Raw genomic sequence first — 16,034 nt, forward strand, 5'->3', positions numbered from 1 at the left:
CGTCACAGCGGGTGGAATCACCATCCAACGGGGGAAACGGTGGAATTCATGAAGATCAACGCAATCGACCGTGTCGTCCGGCGTACGGCCGTCCTGACCGCGACCGCGGGGCTGTTGACCGCGGGACTGCTCACCGGCCCGGCGTCCGCGGACACTCCGGCCGGCGGGCCGGCCGGTACCCAGGCCGCCTGCGCCTACTACAACGGCAATGCCCTCACCGTCTACGGCCAGCGCGGCGACCGCGTCTCGCAGGCGCAGTGCCTGCTGGCGAACCGCCGCTATCTCCCCTGGGGAGATGTGACCGGGTACTTCGGCCCCAAGACCCGGGCCGCGGTGAAGAAGTTCCAGTCCCGGCACCACCTGACCGCTGACGGCAAGGTCGGCAAGAAGACCTGGTACGCGCTGTACCACGCCTGATCCGCGGCCGGTCGGTCCGCGGCCGATCCGCGGTCGGCCGTCAACGGCGCCCGGTGGCGGGCCGGTTCCCCAGTTGGGGACCGGCCCGCCACACGCCTGTGCGCCCGCGGCGCCGCTGCGAACCGCCCCGAACAGCCACCACCCCGCCCTCCGGCTCGCCGCCACGCCGACGGCGCACCCGGGGATGTGGGCGCCCATTACTCGCCCCCGGGCGCCCCGCACTTGACCCCTGACGCCCCGCGCCCGGCTCCGGACGGGCGCCGCTCCGGCCTGCTCCTCCCTCGCCTCATCGCGGTTCCGGCCGCCCTCGTCGCCGCGCCCCGGATCGTCCCGCCCCCGTCACAGCCGTCCGCCCCGCGTCACCGCTGTCACCGTTACGCGCGCCTTACGTCACAGCCGTTCAACAGCCCCTCCCCGATGGTTACTCGGTGTCGTTGTCCAGGCACAGGGTGAGTGATCACCAGGCCGTACCCAGCCCCCTGCCGGCTCTCCGGGCCGACCCTGCGTACGGCGCTCAGGAGGTGGCAGAGATGACCGACCGCAAGCTCTGGTCGTACAAGGAGATCGCCGCGCACATCCAGGTGCAGCCGGACACCGTGCGCTCCTACCGCAAGCACGGGTTGCTGCCCGAACCGGATCTGGTGGAGGGCGGAAAACCGTTCTGGTTCGCCGATACGGTCAGAAGGTGGGTGGCGCAGCGGCCGGGCCAACGCGGCCGCCGCTGAGCCACCGGAACGGCCCCCGGGCTCCGGCGCCCCGCACGGCGACGGACCCGGCGGCATCTCCCGGCCGGCGGTCCCCGGCCCCCGACGCCCCCGGCGTCCCCGGCGTCCCCGGCGTCCCCGGCGTCCCGTGAGCGGTACGGCCCCTGGGTAAGCAGTACGGCCCGGGTCAGTCCGGCCGGGGCGGGGCCGTCGACCCTCTGATCTCCAGTTCCGGGGCGACGAGTTGCTGCCCGCCCGGGGCGTCCGGGCGCCCCATACGGTCCAGGAGGCAGCGCGCCGCACGCCGGCCGACCTCGTGGCTGGCGTTGTTCACCGAGTTCAGCCAGAGGTGGCGGATACGGGCGAGGTAGGTGTTGTCGTAGCCGACGAGGGAGAGGTCGGCGGGTATGCGCAGGCCCAGCTCCTGGGCCGCGGACAGCGCTCCGACAGCGGAGATGTCATTGAACGCGAAGACGGCGGTGGGGAGTTGACCGTTCGGGCGCAGGGTGCCGCGGCGGGTGGTGGCGGGTGACGGGGCGAGGAGGCGGATGGCGGCGCGGTAGCCGCCCTCCTCGGTTCCGTCGCCGTCCACCACGGCGGCCTCCGCCGCCGGGTCGTGAGCCCGCATCGCGGCCTCGAAGCCGCGCCGGCGCAGCTCGCCGACCGGGCCCTGTCCGGCGATATGGGCGATCTGCCGGTGGCCGAGGCCGATGAGGTGCTCGGTGGCGAGCCGGGCGCCGCGTTCGTCGTCGTTGGCGACGAGGTCGACATGCGGTAGCCGGGGTTCGTGGTTGCCCGCGATGACGGTGGGCAGCCGTGCGGCGACCTCGGCGAGGCCGTCGGTATCCGGGAGCGTGCCGACGACGACGAGGCCGTCGACCCGCAGCTCCTGAAAGGTACGGGCGAAGTCCTGCCCGGCCTGCCGGTCCAGCCGCCCGTCGGCCATCAGCATCCGCAGACCGTGCGCGTGCAGCAGCGAGTTGAGCCCGTCGAGCACGTCGACGAACCAGGGGTTGCGCATGTCGTTCAGCAGCACCCCGACGGTGTGCGTACGGCGGGCCACCAGGCTGCGGGCGGCGGCGTTCGGCCGGTACCCCAGCTCCTCGATGGCGTCCAGCACGGCCTGCCGCTTGGTGTCGCTGACCCGCGGCGAGCCCTGGAGCACCAGCGAGACCAGCGATTTGGACACGCCCGCGCGCTCGGCGACACCACGGATCGTCGGCGGCCGGCCCGCGCCCGGCCGCGCCTCGGACCGGCCCTCTGTCAGGCCCTCGGCCCGGCCGGTCGTCCGCTCGTCCGTCAGCCCGTCGGCTCGCTCATTGGACCGTTCCATGGGCGGGAATCCTTCCATCGGCCGGGTACGGCGTCAACGCGTAACCCTCCCTTCCTGCACGGTGGTTGACATGCGGACATCAGGACATGCAGGGTGCGGAGTGCGGCGAGCTATTGGACCGTTCCAATCGACATCGGCCCGTTCAGTGCCAGAGCCCCACCGGCCGGCCTGCTCCCCCACCGGCCTCTCCCCTCCTCCCTCACTCCCACCCCCTCACTCCCACTCCCTCACCACCGTCTCCCTCCCCCGCCCCTCTCCCCCCGCTCCCCTCTCCGCTTCCCCTCCCCGGAAAGGAACCTGCGCATGAAGATCGGTCTGATCGGTACCGGGCGCATCGGTGCGTTCCACGCCGCCACCCTCCGGAGCGTCCCGGGCGTCACCGACCTCGTGGTCGCGGACCTGGACCCCGCACGGGCCGCCGCGCTGGCGGACACCCTGGGCGTACGCGCCGCCCCGGGCATCGAGGAGATGTACGCGGACGGGCTGGACGGTGTGGTGATCACCGCCGCGACCAGCGCCCACGCCACGCTGATCCACCAGGCACTGGACGCCGGGGTGCCGGTGTTCTGCGAGAAGCCGGTCGCCCTGGACGTGCCCGGCACGATCGGGGTGGTGGAGCGGACACGGGCCGGCGCCGTGCCTGTACAGATCGGTTTCCAGCGGCGTTTCGACGCGGGCTATCGCGCCGCCCGTGAGGCGCTGCGGTCCGGCGCGCTGGGGTGGCTGCACACCCTGCGCGCCTGCACCAGTGACCGGACGCCGCCGCCCGCCGGTTATCTCCCCACGTCGGGCGGGCTGTTCCGGGACTGCAGCATCCATGACTTCGACATCCTGCGCTGGCTCACCGGCCGGGAGGTGGTCACGGTCTATGCGCAGGGCGCCAATCGCGGGGCGTCGTTCTTCGCGGACGGCGACGATGTCGACACCTGTGCGGCGCTGCTGCGGTTCGATGACGACACCCTGGCCACCGTCACGGCGACCCGCTACAACGGCGCCGGTCACGACGTCCGGCTGGAGGTCTGCGGCTCGGAGGGCGCCCGCTTCGTCGGGCTCGACGACCGGGCTCCGCTGCCGTCCGCCGAAGCGCGGCTGTCGTGGCGGCGGGCGGCAGATCCGTACGCCACGTTCATGGAGCGCTTCCATGACGCGTACGTCGCCGAGCTGGGCGTCTTCGCCGAGGTCGCGGCGGGCCGTATGCCGAGCCCCTGTTCGCCGGCGGAGGCGCTGGAGGCGCTCTATGTCGCCGAGGCGTGTGAGCGTTCGCGCCGGACCGGCGCGCCGGTGACGATCGCGGACGTCCGGGCCTCCGCCGGGGCTGCGGAGCCCGGCGAGCCGGGCGCCTGAGCGCTCGCAGGACTGGCACGTCGACGCCCTGGCACCCCGCTCCACCACAGCGCCCTCCGACCTCAACCTCCTTCACCACCACGGCTGGACGAGGCCGGCCCGCTGAGCGAGGCCGGTCCGCCGGACGAGGCCGGTCCGCCGGACGAGGCCGGACTGCTGGACGACCCGCGCCCGGTCGACGACGCCGGTCCGGTCGACGAGGCCGACCCGGTCGCCAACACCCGCCCTGTCGACGACACCGGCCCGGCTGCCGCCTTCAGCGCCAGCCGCCACTCGTTGGACCGCATCATGCGGCCCTTCGGGTACTCGAAGGCACGTTCCCCGATCAGGGTGAACCCCGCCTTGCGGCAGACGGCGTTGGAGGCGGCGTGCTCGACCGAGGGGAAGGCATGCAGGGAGGGGTGGCGCCCCTCGGCGCCGGCCGCCTCGATGACCTGGCGGGCCGCCGCCACCGCGATCCCCCGTCCCTGGAACTCGGGCAGCACGCCCCAGCCCGTCTCGTACCCCTGCGCTCCCTGGTGGTCGAACTCCCAGAAGCCTATGGACCCGGCCACCGCGCCCTCCGGTTCGAGCACGATGCGGAACATCTGCCCGGTGCCGTCGAGGCCGAGATAGCGGGCATGGCGCGCGAGCAGCTGCTCCTCGGTCTCCGGGCCGCCCAGATGCCCGGTCATCTCCGGCGCGTTGAGTCTCCGCAGCAGCGGGAGGTCGGCCGTCGTCCACGGCTCGATCCGCACCGCCGACACCCCACCGTGATCACTCTCCGTAATCAACGTCATGTCTGCACTGTACGAGCAGCCACTGACAATCGCGCCGCGGCCACCCGCGCCGCGTCCGGCTCGCGGCGGGCGGCCCGCCCTCAGCCGCCTCCCAGGCCGTCAGGTCGCCGCCACAGAGAAGGCCCGGCCGCCGGGCTCCTCGCCGCCTCCCTTGCGGGGGCCGCCGCCCTCGCCCTCACCGCCGCCCTCCGAGGGTTCGCGCAGGGCGCGGCGGCGGGCGGTCCACTGGATCGCGGCGCCCACCGCGGCGACCACGCAGGAGACGCCGAAGCCGATGACGGCGGCCTGGAGGGGGCGACCGGTGGTGGCGCTGCCGAGGTAGCCGAGGCTGACGGAGTAGGTCGCCCAGGTGGCTTCGGCAATGCCGGCGCCGAGGGCGTATTTGGGCAGTGGGTAGCGCAGCACTCCGGAGGCGAGCGCGCCGGCGATCCGGCCGCTGGGCAGGAACCGTACGGCGATCACGAACGGCAGGCCGTAGCGCTGGATGTGCCCCGAGGTCCACTCCAGCAGGGCCCGGCGGCGGGGTTTGCGGCGCATCCAGGCCCGTACGGGGCCGCCGAACCGCCGGGCGGCCAGGTACATCAGCAGGTCGCCGAGCAGGGCGCTGCCGGCGACGATCAGGAGGATCAGCGGGAGGAAGAGCTGCCCCTTGGAGGCGAGCACTCCGGCGGAGACGAGCAGGGCGGAGTTGGGGACGAGCGGCGGCAGGGTGGTCAGCACCAGCAGGCCGTACAGGGCGGGTACGTCCATGCGGCCGCCTCCTCGAATCCGCCCCGAGCCCGTATGCCAAGGCTGACGCGTGGTGGGGCGCACGGCAACGCGGTGGGTGCGCCTCATGCTTGGATTGATACCCCTAGGGGGTATAAGGTGCTGAAGGCTGGACACACCGGCAGTCGCCTGCGCCTCGTACGGCACACTGCGGCACCTCGTCCGGCACTCGCACCGCACGGAACATCCGCACCACAAGGAGAGTCCCCATGGCCGAGAACGGCTCCTGCTGCACCCCGGAAGGCTCCTGCCACTCCGGCGGCACCGACGTCGAGGTCGGCACGGTGACCACGACCTACCGGGTCACGGGCATGACCTGTGGCCACTGCGAGGGCGCCGTGTCGGCCGAGATCGGCGAGCTGGCCGGGGTCAGCGCGGTGCAGGCGGTCGCGACCACCGGCCTGGTGACCGTCACTTCCCGGGCGCCGCTGGACGAGGAGGCCGTCCGCGCGGCCGTCGACGAGGCGGGCTTCGAACTCGTGGGGCCGGCTGCCTGATTCCGGCGGCGGTGGGCGGCCGGGAAATTTCACACGGCCCTTACAACCGGCACAACACCCATACCCGAGGGCCTCGATCTCCAGATCGGGGCCCTTGACCGCATTCGCCCCCATATGGCAAGAGACCCAGATCACACTCATGGGAACGTAACCATTGAGGGGGGTCGTGAGTCTAACCGGGCAGTGCAGGCACCCCGGCGGGGCTTGCACAGCAAAAGCCGTGCTGGTCTTGGGGGATCGTGCATGGCTACGCGTGGCCGGGGCGACGTGCCCGGGGAGCTTTGAGCGGCCCTCCCGAACGTGCGCGTCCCGGCAGATCGCGGTGCAACCCGGAACGCCCGGACGGATCCCGTGGGGGGAATCCAACCGGGACAAGGGAAGCGCCCCGCGCTCTGGACCCGTGGGGGGATCCGGAGGCGGGGCGCTTTCTGTTTACCGACCGCGCGGGCACCCTGGCAGGGCGGCCGTCAGCGCTCCTCGACCGGCACGAAGTCGCGCTCGACGACACCGGTGTAGATCTGCCGCGGACGGCCGATCCGGGAACCGGGCTCCTTGATCATCTCGTGCCACTGGGCGATCCAGCCGGGCAGCCGGCCGAGCGCGAAGAGCACGGTGAACATCTCGGTCGGGAAGCCCATGGCCCGGTAGATCAGGCCGGTGTAGAAGTCGACGTTCGGGTAGAGCTTGCGCTCGACGAAGTAGTCGTCGGAGAGCGCGTGCTCCTCCAGCTTCAGGGCGATGTCCAGCAGCTCGTCGGACTTGCCGAGCGCGGAGAGGACGTCGTGCGCCGCCGCCTTGATGATCTTCGCGCGGGGGTCGAAGTTCTTGTAGACGCGGTGCCCGAAGCCCATGAGCTTCACGCCGTCTTCCTTGTTCTTCACCTTGCGGATGAAGGAGTCGACGTCGCCGCCGCTGGCCTGGATGCCTTCCAGCATCTCCAGCACGGACTGGTTGGCACCGCCGTGCAGGGGGCCCCACAGGGCGTTGATGCCGGCCGAGATCGAGGCGAAGAGGTTCGCCTGCGAGGAGCCGACCAGGCGGACCGTGGAGGTGGAGCAGTTCTGCTCGTGGTCTGCGTGCAGGATCAGCAGCTTGTCCAGGGCGCTGACCACGACCGGGTCGAGCTCGTAGTCGGCGGCCGGCACGGAGAAGGTCATCCGCAGGAAGTTCTCGACGTACCCGAGGTCGTTGCTCGGGTAGACGACCGGGTGGCCGACCGACTTCTTGAAGGCGTAGGCCGCGATCGTCGGAAGCTTGGCCAGCAGGCGGATCGTGGAGATGTGGCGCTGCTGCTCGTCGAACGGGTTGTGGCTGTCCTGGTAGAAGGTCGACAGCGCGCTGACGACGGAGGACAGCATCGCCATCGGGTGGGCGTCCCGGGGGAAGCCGTCGTAGAAGCGCTTGACGTCCTCGTGCAGCAGGGTGTGGTAGGTGATGTCCTGCTTGAAGTTCGCCAGCTCATCGACGGTGGGCAGCTCGCCGTTGATGAGGAGGTACGCGGTCTCGACGAACGTGCTGCGCTCTGCAAGCTGCTCGATCGGGTACCCGCGGTAACGAAGAATGCCGTTCTCACCGTCGAGATAGGTGATCGCGGATTTATACGCCGCGGTGTTGCCGTAACCGGAATCCAGGGTCACCAGACCGGTCTGGGCGCGCAGCTTCGAGATATCGAAGCCCTTGTCGCCGACGGTGCTGTCGACGACCGGGTAGCTGTATTCGCCGTCCCCGTAACGCAGTACTACAGAGTTGTCGCTCACGTCATCCCTCACCGACGTTGTGCCTCTTCTTCGAGGTGCCCTGACTGCCTATACCTTCCCCCATTTGGGCCTTGGATGTGCACTCGGGGTCGGCCATAGGGCCTGTCTGCGGCACTCAGTGCCGCGTGAGCGCCCATCCTGCCCCTCTTCGCCCCGAATGGGAAAGAGGGGTGACATCACATCGCACCGGCGAGCCGGTGATCGAGCGCCGTACACCGCCGACCGGCGGATACCGTGCGGACGGCCTGCCCCAGGGCTTTCCGGGAGCCGACCAGCACCACCAAGCGCTTTGCCCGGGTCACGGCGGTATACAGCAGATTGCGCTGCAGCATCATCCAGGCACTGGTGGTGACCGGAATCACCACCGCTGGATACTCACTACCCTGCGAACGGTGGATCGTCACGGCATAGGCGTGGGCGAGTTCATCGAGTTCGTCGAAGTCGTAGGGAACCTCCTCGTCCTCGTCCGTGCGCACGGTCAGCCGCTGCTCGTCGCAGTCCAGTGCGGTGACCACGCCGACCGTGCCGTTGAAGACGCCATTACGTCCCTTTTCGTAATTGTTCCTGATCTGGGTCACCTTGTCGCCGACACGGAAGACCCGGCCGCCGAAGCGGCGCTCGGGCAGGTCGGGGCGGGCGGGGGTGACGGCCTGCTGGAGGAGCGCGTTCAGGGCGCCCGCGCCGGCCGGGCCGCGGTGCATCGGGGCGAGCACCTGGACGTCCCGGCGGGGGTCGAGGCCGAACTTCGCGGGGATGCGGCGCGCCACGACGTCCACCGTCAGCCGCCCGGCCTCTTCGGTGTCCTCCTCGGCGAACAGGAAGAAGTCCGTCATCCCGGACGTCAGGGGCGGGACGCCGGAGTTGATGCGGTGGGCGTTGGTGACCACCCCGGACTGCTGGGCCTGGCGGAAGATCCTGGTCAGCCGGACGGCCGGCACCGGGCCGGACCCGTCGAGCAGATCCCTCAGCACCTCGCCGGCGCCCACCGACGGCAGCTGGTCGACATCCCCGACCAGCAGCAGGTGGGCTCCCGGCGGCACCGCCTTGACCAGCTTGTTGGCGAGCAGCAGGTCCAGCATCGAGGCCTCGTCGACGACCACCAGGTCGGCGTCCAGCGGCCGGTCCGCGTCATAGGCGGCGTCCCCGCCGGGCTTCAGCTCCAGGAGGCGGTGGACCGTGGAGGCCTCCACCCCGGTCAGCTCGGAGAGCCGTTTGGCCGCCCGGCCCGTGGGCGCCGCCAGCACCACCGTGGCCTTCTTGGCGCGGGCCAGCTCGACGACGGAGCGGACCGTGAAGGACTTGCCGCAGCCCGGTCCGCCGGTGAGCACCGCGACCTTCTGCGTCAGCGCCAGCCGTACCGCCTGCTGCTGCTCGGGCGCCAGCTCGGCGCCCGTACGCCGCGCCAGCCATGCCAGCGCCTTGTCCCAGTCGACGTCCTGGAAGGCCGGCATCCGGTCCTCGCCGGTCCGCAGCAGCCGGGTCAGGCGGCCGGCCAGGGAGATCTCGGCGCGGTGGAACGGCACCAGATAGACGGCGGTGACCGGGGGCGCGCCCTCCGCACCGCCCGGTACCTGTTCGCGGACCACGCCCTCCGGGTCGGCGGCCAGCTCACCGAGGCAGTCGATGACCAGACCGGTGTCCACCTGGAGCAACTTCACCGCGTCAGCGATCAGTTGCTCCTCGGGCAGGAAGCAGTGGCCCTGGTCCGTGGACTGCGACAGGGCGTACTGCAGGCCCGCCTTGACGCGGTCCGGGCTGTCGTGCGGAATGCCCACGGACTGGGCGATGCGGTCGGCGGTGAGGAAGCCGATGCCCCAGACGTCGGCGGCCAGGCGGTAGGGCTCGTTGCGGGTGACGGAGATGGCGGCGTCGCCGTACTTCTTGTAGATCCGCACCGCGATGGAGGTGGACACCCCGACGCCCTGGAGGAAGACCATGACCTCCTTGATGGCCTTCTGCTCCTCCCAGGCCGCGCCGATCAGCTTCGTCCGCTTGGGGCCCAGGCCGGGGACCTCGACGAGGCGGGCGGGCTCGCGCTCGATGATGTCGAGGGTGTCCGTGCCGAAGTGCTCGACGATACGGTCCGCGATCCGCGGGCCGATGCCCTTGATGAGTCCGGAGCCCAGATAGCGGCGGATGCCCTGGATCGTGGCGGGCAGGACGGTGGTGTAGTTCTCGACGGTGAACTGCTTGCCGTACTGGGGGTGGGAGCCCCAGCGGCCCTCCATGCGCAGCGACTCGCCCGGCTGCGCCCCGAGCAGCGCGCCGACGACGGTCAGCAGGTCGCCGGAGCCGCGGCCCGTGTCGACGCGCGCGACGGTATAGCCGTTCTCCTCGTTGGCGTAGGTGATCCGCTCCAGGACCCCTTCGAGCACGGCTGCGTTGACCATGCACCGACCGTACCGCCGGGGTCTGACACCGCGCGGGTCCGCTGTCGCACCGGGCCGGCGACGGCACCGGGCCGGGCTTCCCATCGAGGGGCCCGTCCGATGGTCGGGCCCCTCGATTCCCCCCTCCGAGCCGGTCCCCGATCCCCCCGGACCTCCCCCTCTATCGGGACCAGCGTCAGCTATGACCTTTGCGGGCGGTCAACGGTTGCACACCTCCGCGGAGTTCTTTACCGGCCACCGGGGCACCCGGGGCACGGCGGCCCTGGTCGTCCCCGGGCCTCCGGCGGTCATCCGACGTGCTCCTGGAAGCGCCGCACGATCTCGGCCAGTACCTCGGCGCCGTCCCGTGCCCACAGCGCCGGATGGAAGATCTCCACCTCGACCGGGCCCCGGTAGCCGGCCGCCTCGACCCGCTCCCGGAACCAGCGCAGATCCACCGTGCCGTCGCCCAGCTGCCCGCGCCCCAGCAGGGCGCCTTCGGGCAGCGGGGTGACCCAGTCGGCGAGCTGGAAGGCGGCGATCCGTGAACCGGCGGCACCGCCGGTGCCGCCGGCGCGCCCGATCTGCGCGCCGACCGTGTCGTCCCACCACAGGTGGTAGGTGTCCACGACCACCCCCACCCGGTCGGCGGGGAACCGCTCGGCGAGGTCCAGGGCCTGGGCGAGCGTCGAGACCACGCACCGGTCCGCGGCGTACATCGGGTGCAGCGGTTCGAGCGCCAGCCGTACGTGCCGCTCGGCGGCGTACGGCGCCAACTCGGCGAGCGCGTCCGCGACCCGCTCCCGGGCGCCGCGCAGATCCCGGCTGCCGGGCGGCAGTCCGCCGGAGACCAGGACCAGGGTGTCCGTCCCGAGGGCGGCCGCCTCGTCGAGCGCCGCCCGGTTGTCGTCCAGGGCCGCGGCCCGCTCCCCGGGGTCCACGGCGGTGAAGAACCCGCCCCGGCACAGGCTGGTGACCCGCAGCCCGGCGTCCCGTATCAGCCGGGCGGCCGCGGCCGGTCCGTACTGCCGCACCGGCGCGCGCCACAGGCCCACGCCCCGTACGCCGGCCCGTGCGCAGCCGTCGGCGAGTTCGGGCAGCGACCACTGGCGGACGGTCTCCTGGTTGAGGCTGAGACGGTCGAGGAGCGACGGGGCGGCGGGGCTCATGCGCCGTCCGCCCCGTAGACAGCGAGGAGCGTGCGCATCCGGTGGGCGGCGAGCTCCGGGTCCGGGAACAGGCCGAGGGCGTCGGCCAGTTCATGGGCGCGCCGCAGATGCGGCAGCGAACGGGCCGACTGGAGACCGCCGACCATGGTGAAGTGCGGCTGGTGTCCCGCCAGCCAGGCCAGCAGGACCACGCCGGTCTTGTAGTGGCGGGTGGGTGCCGCGAAGAGGTGCCGGGCGAGCGGCACGGTCGGGTCCAGGACGGCCCGGAATCCCGCGGTGTCCCCGGCGTCGAGGCGTCGTACGGCCGCCGCGGCCAGCGGGGCGAGCGGGCCGAAGACGCCCAGCAGGGCGTGGCTGAAGCCGTGGCCGTCGCCCGCGATCAGTTCCGGGTAGTGGAAGTCGTCGCCGGTGTAGCAGCGCACGGCCGGCGGCAAGCGGCGGCGCAGCGCCACCTCGCGGCCGGCGTCCAGCAGGGAGACCTTGACGCCGTCCACCGCGCCCGGGTGGTCGGCGATGAGCGCGAGGAGGGTCTCGGTGGCGGCGTCGGGGTCGTCGCTGCCCCAGTAGCCCGCGAGCGCGGGGTCGAACACCGGGCCGAGCCAGTGCAGGATCACCGGTCGGGTGGTCTGGCGCAGCAGGTGGCCGTAGACGTTCCGGTAGTCCTCCGGGCCGGTGGCGGCCGCGGCGAGCTGGCGGGAGGCCATCAGGACGGCCCGGGCTCCGGTCGCTTCGACGGCGGCGAGCTGCTCCTCGTACGCGCCCCGGACGTCGGCCAAGGAGGCTCCGCGGGTGGGGAGTTGGTCGGTGCCGGCGCCGCAGACGAGCAGCCCGCCGACCGCCCGTGCCTCGGCGGCGGAGCGCCGGATCAGCTCGGCGGCGGCGCCCCAGTCCAGGCCCGCGCCGCGCTGCGCGGTGTCCATCGCCTCGGCCACGCCCAGGCCGTGCGACCACAGATGGCGGCGGAAGGCGAGGGTGGCGTCCCAGTCGACGGCGGCCGGGCCGTCCGCTCCGGTGTCGGCGCGTGGATCGGCGACCACATGGGCGGCGGCGAGGACCGTGCGGGAGCGCAGGGAGGGCGGCGGGGGCGCGGACGGGGAGACGGGGACATCCGATGGGGGCGGGGAAGTCGGGTCCGGTGGGGGCGGCGGGGCCGGGTGCGCCGGGGCGTTCACCGGCTCAGCTCCGGTACGTCCAGGCGGCGTCCCTCCGCCGAGGACCGCCGCGCCAGTTCGGCGAGCTGGACGCCGCGGGCGCCGGCGGCGAGGTCCCAGCGCCAGGGCTCGTCGCGGACCACATGCCGCAGGAACAGCTCCCACTGGGCCTTGAATCCGTTGTCGAACGCGGCGTTGTCGGGGACCTCCTGCCACTGCGCGCGGAACGCCCCGGACGCCGGGACGTCGGGGTCCCAGACCGGCCTGGGAGTGCCGGCGCGGTGCTGGATGCGGCAGTGGCGGAGCCCCGCGACGGCCGATCCCTCGGTGCCGTCCACCTGGAACTCCACGAGCTCGTCGCGGTGCACCCGGACCGCCCAGGAGGAGTTGATCTGTGCGACGACGCCACCGGCCAGTTCGAGGATGCCATAGGCGGCGTCGTCGGCGGTGGCGACGTACGGGGTCCCCGCTTCGTCCCAGCGGCGCGGGATGTGGGTGGTGAGGTGCGCCTGGACGCTGCGGACCGGGCCGAACAGCTCGTGCAGGACGTACTCCCAGTGCGGGAACATGTCGGCCGTGATGCCGCCGCCGTCCTCGGCGCGGTAGTTCCATGAAGGACGCTGCGCTGCCTGGGTGTCCCCTTCGAAGACCCAGTAGCCGAACTCTCCCCGTACGGACAGGACGCGGCCGAAGAAGCCGCTCTCGACGAGGCGGCGGAGCTTGCGGAGACCGGGCAGGAACAGCTTGTCCTGGACGACGCCGTTCTTGACGCCCGCCTCCTGGGCCAGCCGGGACAAGTCCAGGGCGCCGGCGAGGCTGCTCGCGGTGGGCTTCTCGACGTACAGGTGCTTTCCGGCGGCGATCGCCTTCCGTACCGCGTCCTCGCGGGCGGCGGTGACCTGCGCGTCGAAGTAGACGCCGATGGTGTCGTCGCCCAGTACGGCGTCGAGGTCGCGGCTCCAGTGCCGCACGCCGTGGCGTTCGGCGAGGGCCCGCAGCTTGAGCGCGGAGCGGCCGACGAGGACCGGCTCGGGCCGGACGCGCGTCCCGTCGGCGAGTTCCAGGCCGCCCTGGTCGCGCAGGGCGAGGACGGAGCGGACCAGGTGCTGGCGGTGTCCCATGCGCCCGGTCACGCCGTTCATGGCGATGCGTACGGTCGTGTCTGTCACGGCCCGGCCTCTCTCGCTCGCGGCAGATGAGGGATCGTCAGGCGGCGCCCGCCCGGTCGACGGTACGGATGCGGCGGCCGGAGGCATAGGGCGCGGGCGGCAGCGGCGGGGAGCGCGGGGCGGAGCCGCGGGGCGGAGCCGCGGGGCGGAGCGGCACGGGCTCGCGTATCCACAGGCACGGAACGGGCGGGGCGCACTTATCCACAAGCAGAAAAATTCCGGTGCGCGGGCCGGCCTCGGGCGTTACATTTGACTCAGTCAAGGGTGAGGGGTCGACGATGACAACCGGGACGGCATCCGACACGACATCCGGCGCGGCGCCCGACGCCGCACCCGACGTCCGTGAGCTGCGCAGATTCAACCGCTTCTACACCAACCTGATCGGCGCCCTCGACTACGGGCGGCATCTCTACACCCCGTTCACCCTCACCGAGGCCCGGGTGCTCTACGAGGTCGCCCACCACGAGCGGGTGGACGCCGCCGACCTGCGGGCCTCGCTGTCGCTGGACGCCGGTTATCTGAGCAGGCTGCTCGGCAAGTTCGAGGACCGCGAGCTGGTCACCCGCGGCAGGTCCGAGCAGGACCCCCGCCGGCAGCGCATCACCCTGACCGAGGGCGGCCGGCAGGCGGCCGGCCTGCTGGAGGAGCGCTCGCAGAACGCCGCCGGGTCGCTGCTGGACCGGCTCCCGGCCGCGGACCGGGCCCTGCTGGTGGACTCGATGCGGACCATCCGCGCCCTGCTCGGCGAGGGCACGCAGCACGACACGGCACAGCCGCCCGGGGAGCGGGCCGCCGCAGGGATACCCGGCGAGGAGCGGGCGCCCGAGGTGACGCTGCGCACGACCCGCCCCGGGGACCTGGGCTGGATGGTGGAGCGCAACGCGACGCTCTACGCCGCCGAGTATGGCTTCGATCTGAGCTACGAGGCACTGGTGGCCCGGATCGTCGCGGAGTACGCCGAGGCCTTCGACCCGCGGTGGGACCGCACGTGGATAGCGGAGCTGGACGGGCGCAGAGCGGGCGCGGTGATGTGCGTACGGGACGGCAGGCCCGGGGTCGCCCGGCTGCGGCTGCTGCTGGTGGAGCCGGAGGCCCGGGGCCACGGCGTGGGACGGCAACTCGTCGATTCCTGTGTGGAGTTCGCGCGGGAGGCGGGCTACGGGGAGATGGTGCTGTGGACCAACTCCGTCCTCGGCGCGGCCCGCGGTGTCTATCAGCGGGCCGGGTTCGAGCTGGTCGCCGAGTCGGCGCACCACAGCTTCGGGCAGGACCTGGTCGGCCAGGACTGGCGGCTGGACCTGTGAGGACGCGGCCATCGCGGGCAGGGATGAGGGGACCGACGCCGATGGCGTGAGCGACGACGAGGAGGAGCCCAGGCATGGTCAGCACGGGCAACACGCACGGCACCACCCCCGCGATGCGGTTCGCGTTCTCCACCCTCGGTGTCCCCGGGATGCCGGTGGCCGACGTCCTGCGGCTGGCCGCCGACACCGGGTACCAGGGTGTGGAGCTGCGGGCCCATCCGGAGGAGCCGGTGCATCCGCTGATCGGGGTGCGGGAACGGGCCGCGGTGCGCCAGCAGTTCGCGGACGCCGGGGTCGAGATCCTGGCCGTGGCCGGATACGCCCAGGTCGCCGCGGCCCGGGACACCGCGGGCGAGGAGGCGCTGGCGCAGGAGCTGAGCGAGCTGGTGTGGCTGGCCGCCGATCTGGGGGCGCCGTATGTCCGGGTCTTCCCCGGCGGCGGGGAACGCCCGGCGGCCGAGGCGGACGCGGATGCCGCCCGCCGGCTCGCCGCGGTGGCGCCGCTCGCGGCCGAACGCGGCGTCCGGGTCCTGCTGGAGACCCATGACTCGCACCGTACGGGCGCGGACGCCGCCCGGGTGCTGGGCCCCGTGGGACACCGTCAGATCGGGGCGCTCTGGGACGTGCTGCACAGCTGGCTCGGCGGTGAGGAGCCCGCCGACACGCATGCCGCGCTCGCCCCGCATCTGGGCTATGTCCAGGTCAAGGACGTCGCCTCGGCCGAGGACCGCGCCCCCCTCCCGCTCGGCGCCGGCACCCTGCCACTGGCGGCCGCCCTGGGCACCTTGGGCCAGGACCCCGAGGGCGCCCACGGCCCCGTCCCCGCCCCCGAGGGCACCTATGACCAGGGCACGGGCGGCTGGCTGTGCTGGGAGTACGAGAAGCGCTGGCACCCCGGGGCCACCGACCTCCCCGCCCTGCTGGCCCCGGGCCGCGCCTACCTCCAGCAGCTCCTGGAGGGGGCTGCCACCACCTGAGACGGGCGGCGGAGCCCGCCGGGAGTGGGGACCTGCCGGAGGTCGGGGCGGGCCTGCGGAGACGAGTGGCGGGACCGCCGGGGGTGAGCGGGCGGGACCGCCGCGGTGGGGTGCGGGACCGGCCGGAAGGTACGGGCGGACGGGCCGGGAAGAGGTGGCGGGCCCGTCGGGAAGTGGGAGCGGGCCGATAGGTGGTGGCGGGGGGGGGGGGCCCCCCCCCCCCCCCCCCCCCCCCCCCAAACAACCCCCCCCCCCGCCCCCAAACCGGGGGGCCCCCCGGGGCCCCGGCAATTGAC

14 protein-coding genes are annotated in these 16,034 nt (G+C 72.7%); 6 read left to right on the plus strand and 8 right to left on the minus strand.

Features of this window, described 5'->3' with window-relative positions; all coding sequences use genetic code 11:
* Positions 1-48 precede the first annotated feature (48 nt).
* On the plus strand, positions 49-417 hold the full coding sequence (locus ACGFN2_RS35255; protein WP_393367010.1) for a peptidoglycan-binding protein: 369 nt from the start codon (positions 49-51) through the stop codon (positions 415-417).
* Between the two features lie 530 nt (positions 418-947).
* Complete coding sequence (locus ACGFN2_RS35260) at positions 948-1,142, plus strand: MerR family transcriptional regulator (protein ID WP_362613879.1); 195 nt, start codon at positions 948-950, stop codon at positions 1,140-1,142.
* A gap of 166 nt (positions 1,143-1,308) precedes the next feature.
* Here the strand turns inward: ACGFN2_RS35260 and ACGFN2_RS35265 are convergent, their stop codons facing one another.
* Positions 1,309-2,454 (minus strand): LacI family DNA-binding transcriptional regulator, encoded by a 1,146-nt coding sequence (locus ACGFN2_RS35265; protein WP_393367013.1) that lies wholly within the window; start codon positions 2,452-2,454, stop codon positions 1,309-1,311.
* 303 nt (positions 2,455-2,757) lie between these two features.
* On the opposite strand from ACGFN2_RS35265, the gene ACGFN2_RS35270 reads away from it, so the two are divergent.
* Positions 2,758-3,798: a Gfo/Idh/MocA family oxidoreductase gene (locus ACGFN2_RS35270; protein ID WP_393367015.1), complete on the plus strand. Its 1,041-nt coding sequence runs from the start codon at positions 2,758-2,760 to the stop codon at positions 3,796-3,798.
* Between the two features lie 62 nt (positions 3,799-3,860).
* Here the strand turns inward: ACGFN2_RS35270 and ACGFN2_RS35275 are convergent, their stop codons facing one another.
* Both ACGFN2_RS35275 and ACGFN2_RS35280 read right to left on the minus strand, forming a co-directional pair.
* Positions 3,861-4,577, minus strand: a complete 717-nt coding sequence (locus tag ACGFN2_RS35275; RefSeq protein WP_393367017.1) for a GNAT family N-acetyltransferase — start codon at positions 4,575-4,577, stop codon at positions 3,861-3,863.
* 99 nt (positions 4,578-4,676) lie between these two features.
* Positions 4,677-5,327: a DedA family protein gene (locus ACGFN2_RS35280; protein WP_393367019.1), complete on the minus strand. Its 651-nt coding sequence runs from the start codon at positions 5,325-5,327 to the stop codon at positions 4,677-4,679.
* Between the two features lie 227 nt (positions 5,328-5,554).
* Between ACGFN2_RS35280 and ACGFN2_RS35285 the strand changes: the two genes are divergently transcribed.
* On the plus strand, positions 5,555-5,842 hold the full coding sequence (locus ACGFN2_RS35285; protein ID WP_393367021.1) for a heavy-metal-associated domain-containing protein: 288 nt from the start codon (positions 5,555-5,557) through the stop codon (positions 5,840-5,842).
* 467 nt (positions 5,843-6,309) lie between these two features.
* Here ACGFN2_RS35285 and ACGFN2_RS35290 read toward each other — a convergent pair whose 3' ends face one another.
* The 5 genes from ACGFN2_RS35290 to ACGFN2_RS35310 form a co-directional block, all read right to left on the minus strand.
* Positions 6,310-7,599: a citrate synthase gene (locus tag ACGFN2_RS35290; protein WP_362613868.1), complete on the minus strand. Its 1,290-nt coding sequence runs from the start codon at positions 7,597-7,599 to the stop codon at positions 6,310-6,312.
* A gap of 176 nt (positions 7,600-7,775) precedes the next feature.
* Entirely contained in the window at positions 7,776-9,989 is a 2,214-nt protein-coding gene (locus ACGFN2_RS35295) for an ATP-dependent RecD-like DNA helicase (protein WP_362613865.1), read from the minus strand.
* Positions 9,990-10,276: 287 nt separating this feature from the next.
* Positions 10,277-11,137 carry a sugar phosphate isomerase/epimerase family protein gene (locus tag ACGFN2_RS35300; protein ID WP_393367024.1) on the minus strand — a complete coding sequence of 287 codons (861 nt, stop codon included), beginning with the start codon at positions 11,135-11,137 and terminating at the stop codon, positions 10,277-10,279.
* Entirely contained in the window at positions 11,134-12,207 is a 1,074-nt protein-coding gene (locus ACGFN2_RS35305) for a dihydrodipicolinate synthase family protein (protein ID WP_393367030.1), read from the minus strand. The genes ACGFN2_RS35300 and ACGFN2_RS35305 overlap by 4 nt, the downstream gene beginning before the upstream one ends.
* A gap of 98 nt (positions 12,208-12,305) precedes the next feature.
* Complete coding sequence (locus tag ACGFN2_RS35310; protein WP_393367026.1) at positions 12,306-13,457, minus strand: Gfo/Idh/MocA family protein; 1,152 nt, start codon at positions 13,455-13,457, stop codon at positions 12,306-12,308.
* A 278-nt stretch (positions 13,458-13,735) separates the two neighbouring features.
* On the opposite strand from ACGFN2_RS35310, the gene ACGFN2_RS35315 reads away from it, so the two are divergent.
* Positions 13,736-14,761, plus strand: coding sequence for a GNAT family N-acetyltransferase (locus ACGFN2_RS35315; protein WP_393367028.1), 1,026 nt, complete (start codon positions 13,736-13,738; stop codon positions 14,759-14,761).
* Positions 14,762-14,874: 113 nt separating this feature from the next.
* Positions 14,875-15,738, plus strand: coding sequence for a sugar phosphate isomerase/epimerase family protein (locus ACGFN2_RS35320; protein ID WP_393367032.1), 864 nt, complete (start codon positions 14,875-14,877; stop codon positions 15,736-15,738).
* The last annotated feature ends 296 nt before the right edge of the window (positions 15,739-16,034 follow it).

Source organism: Streptomyces sp. NPDC048612, from assembly GCF_043199295.1.
Lineage (GTDB): Bacteria > Actinomycetota > Actinomycetes > Streptomycetales > Streptomycetaceae > Streptomyces.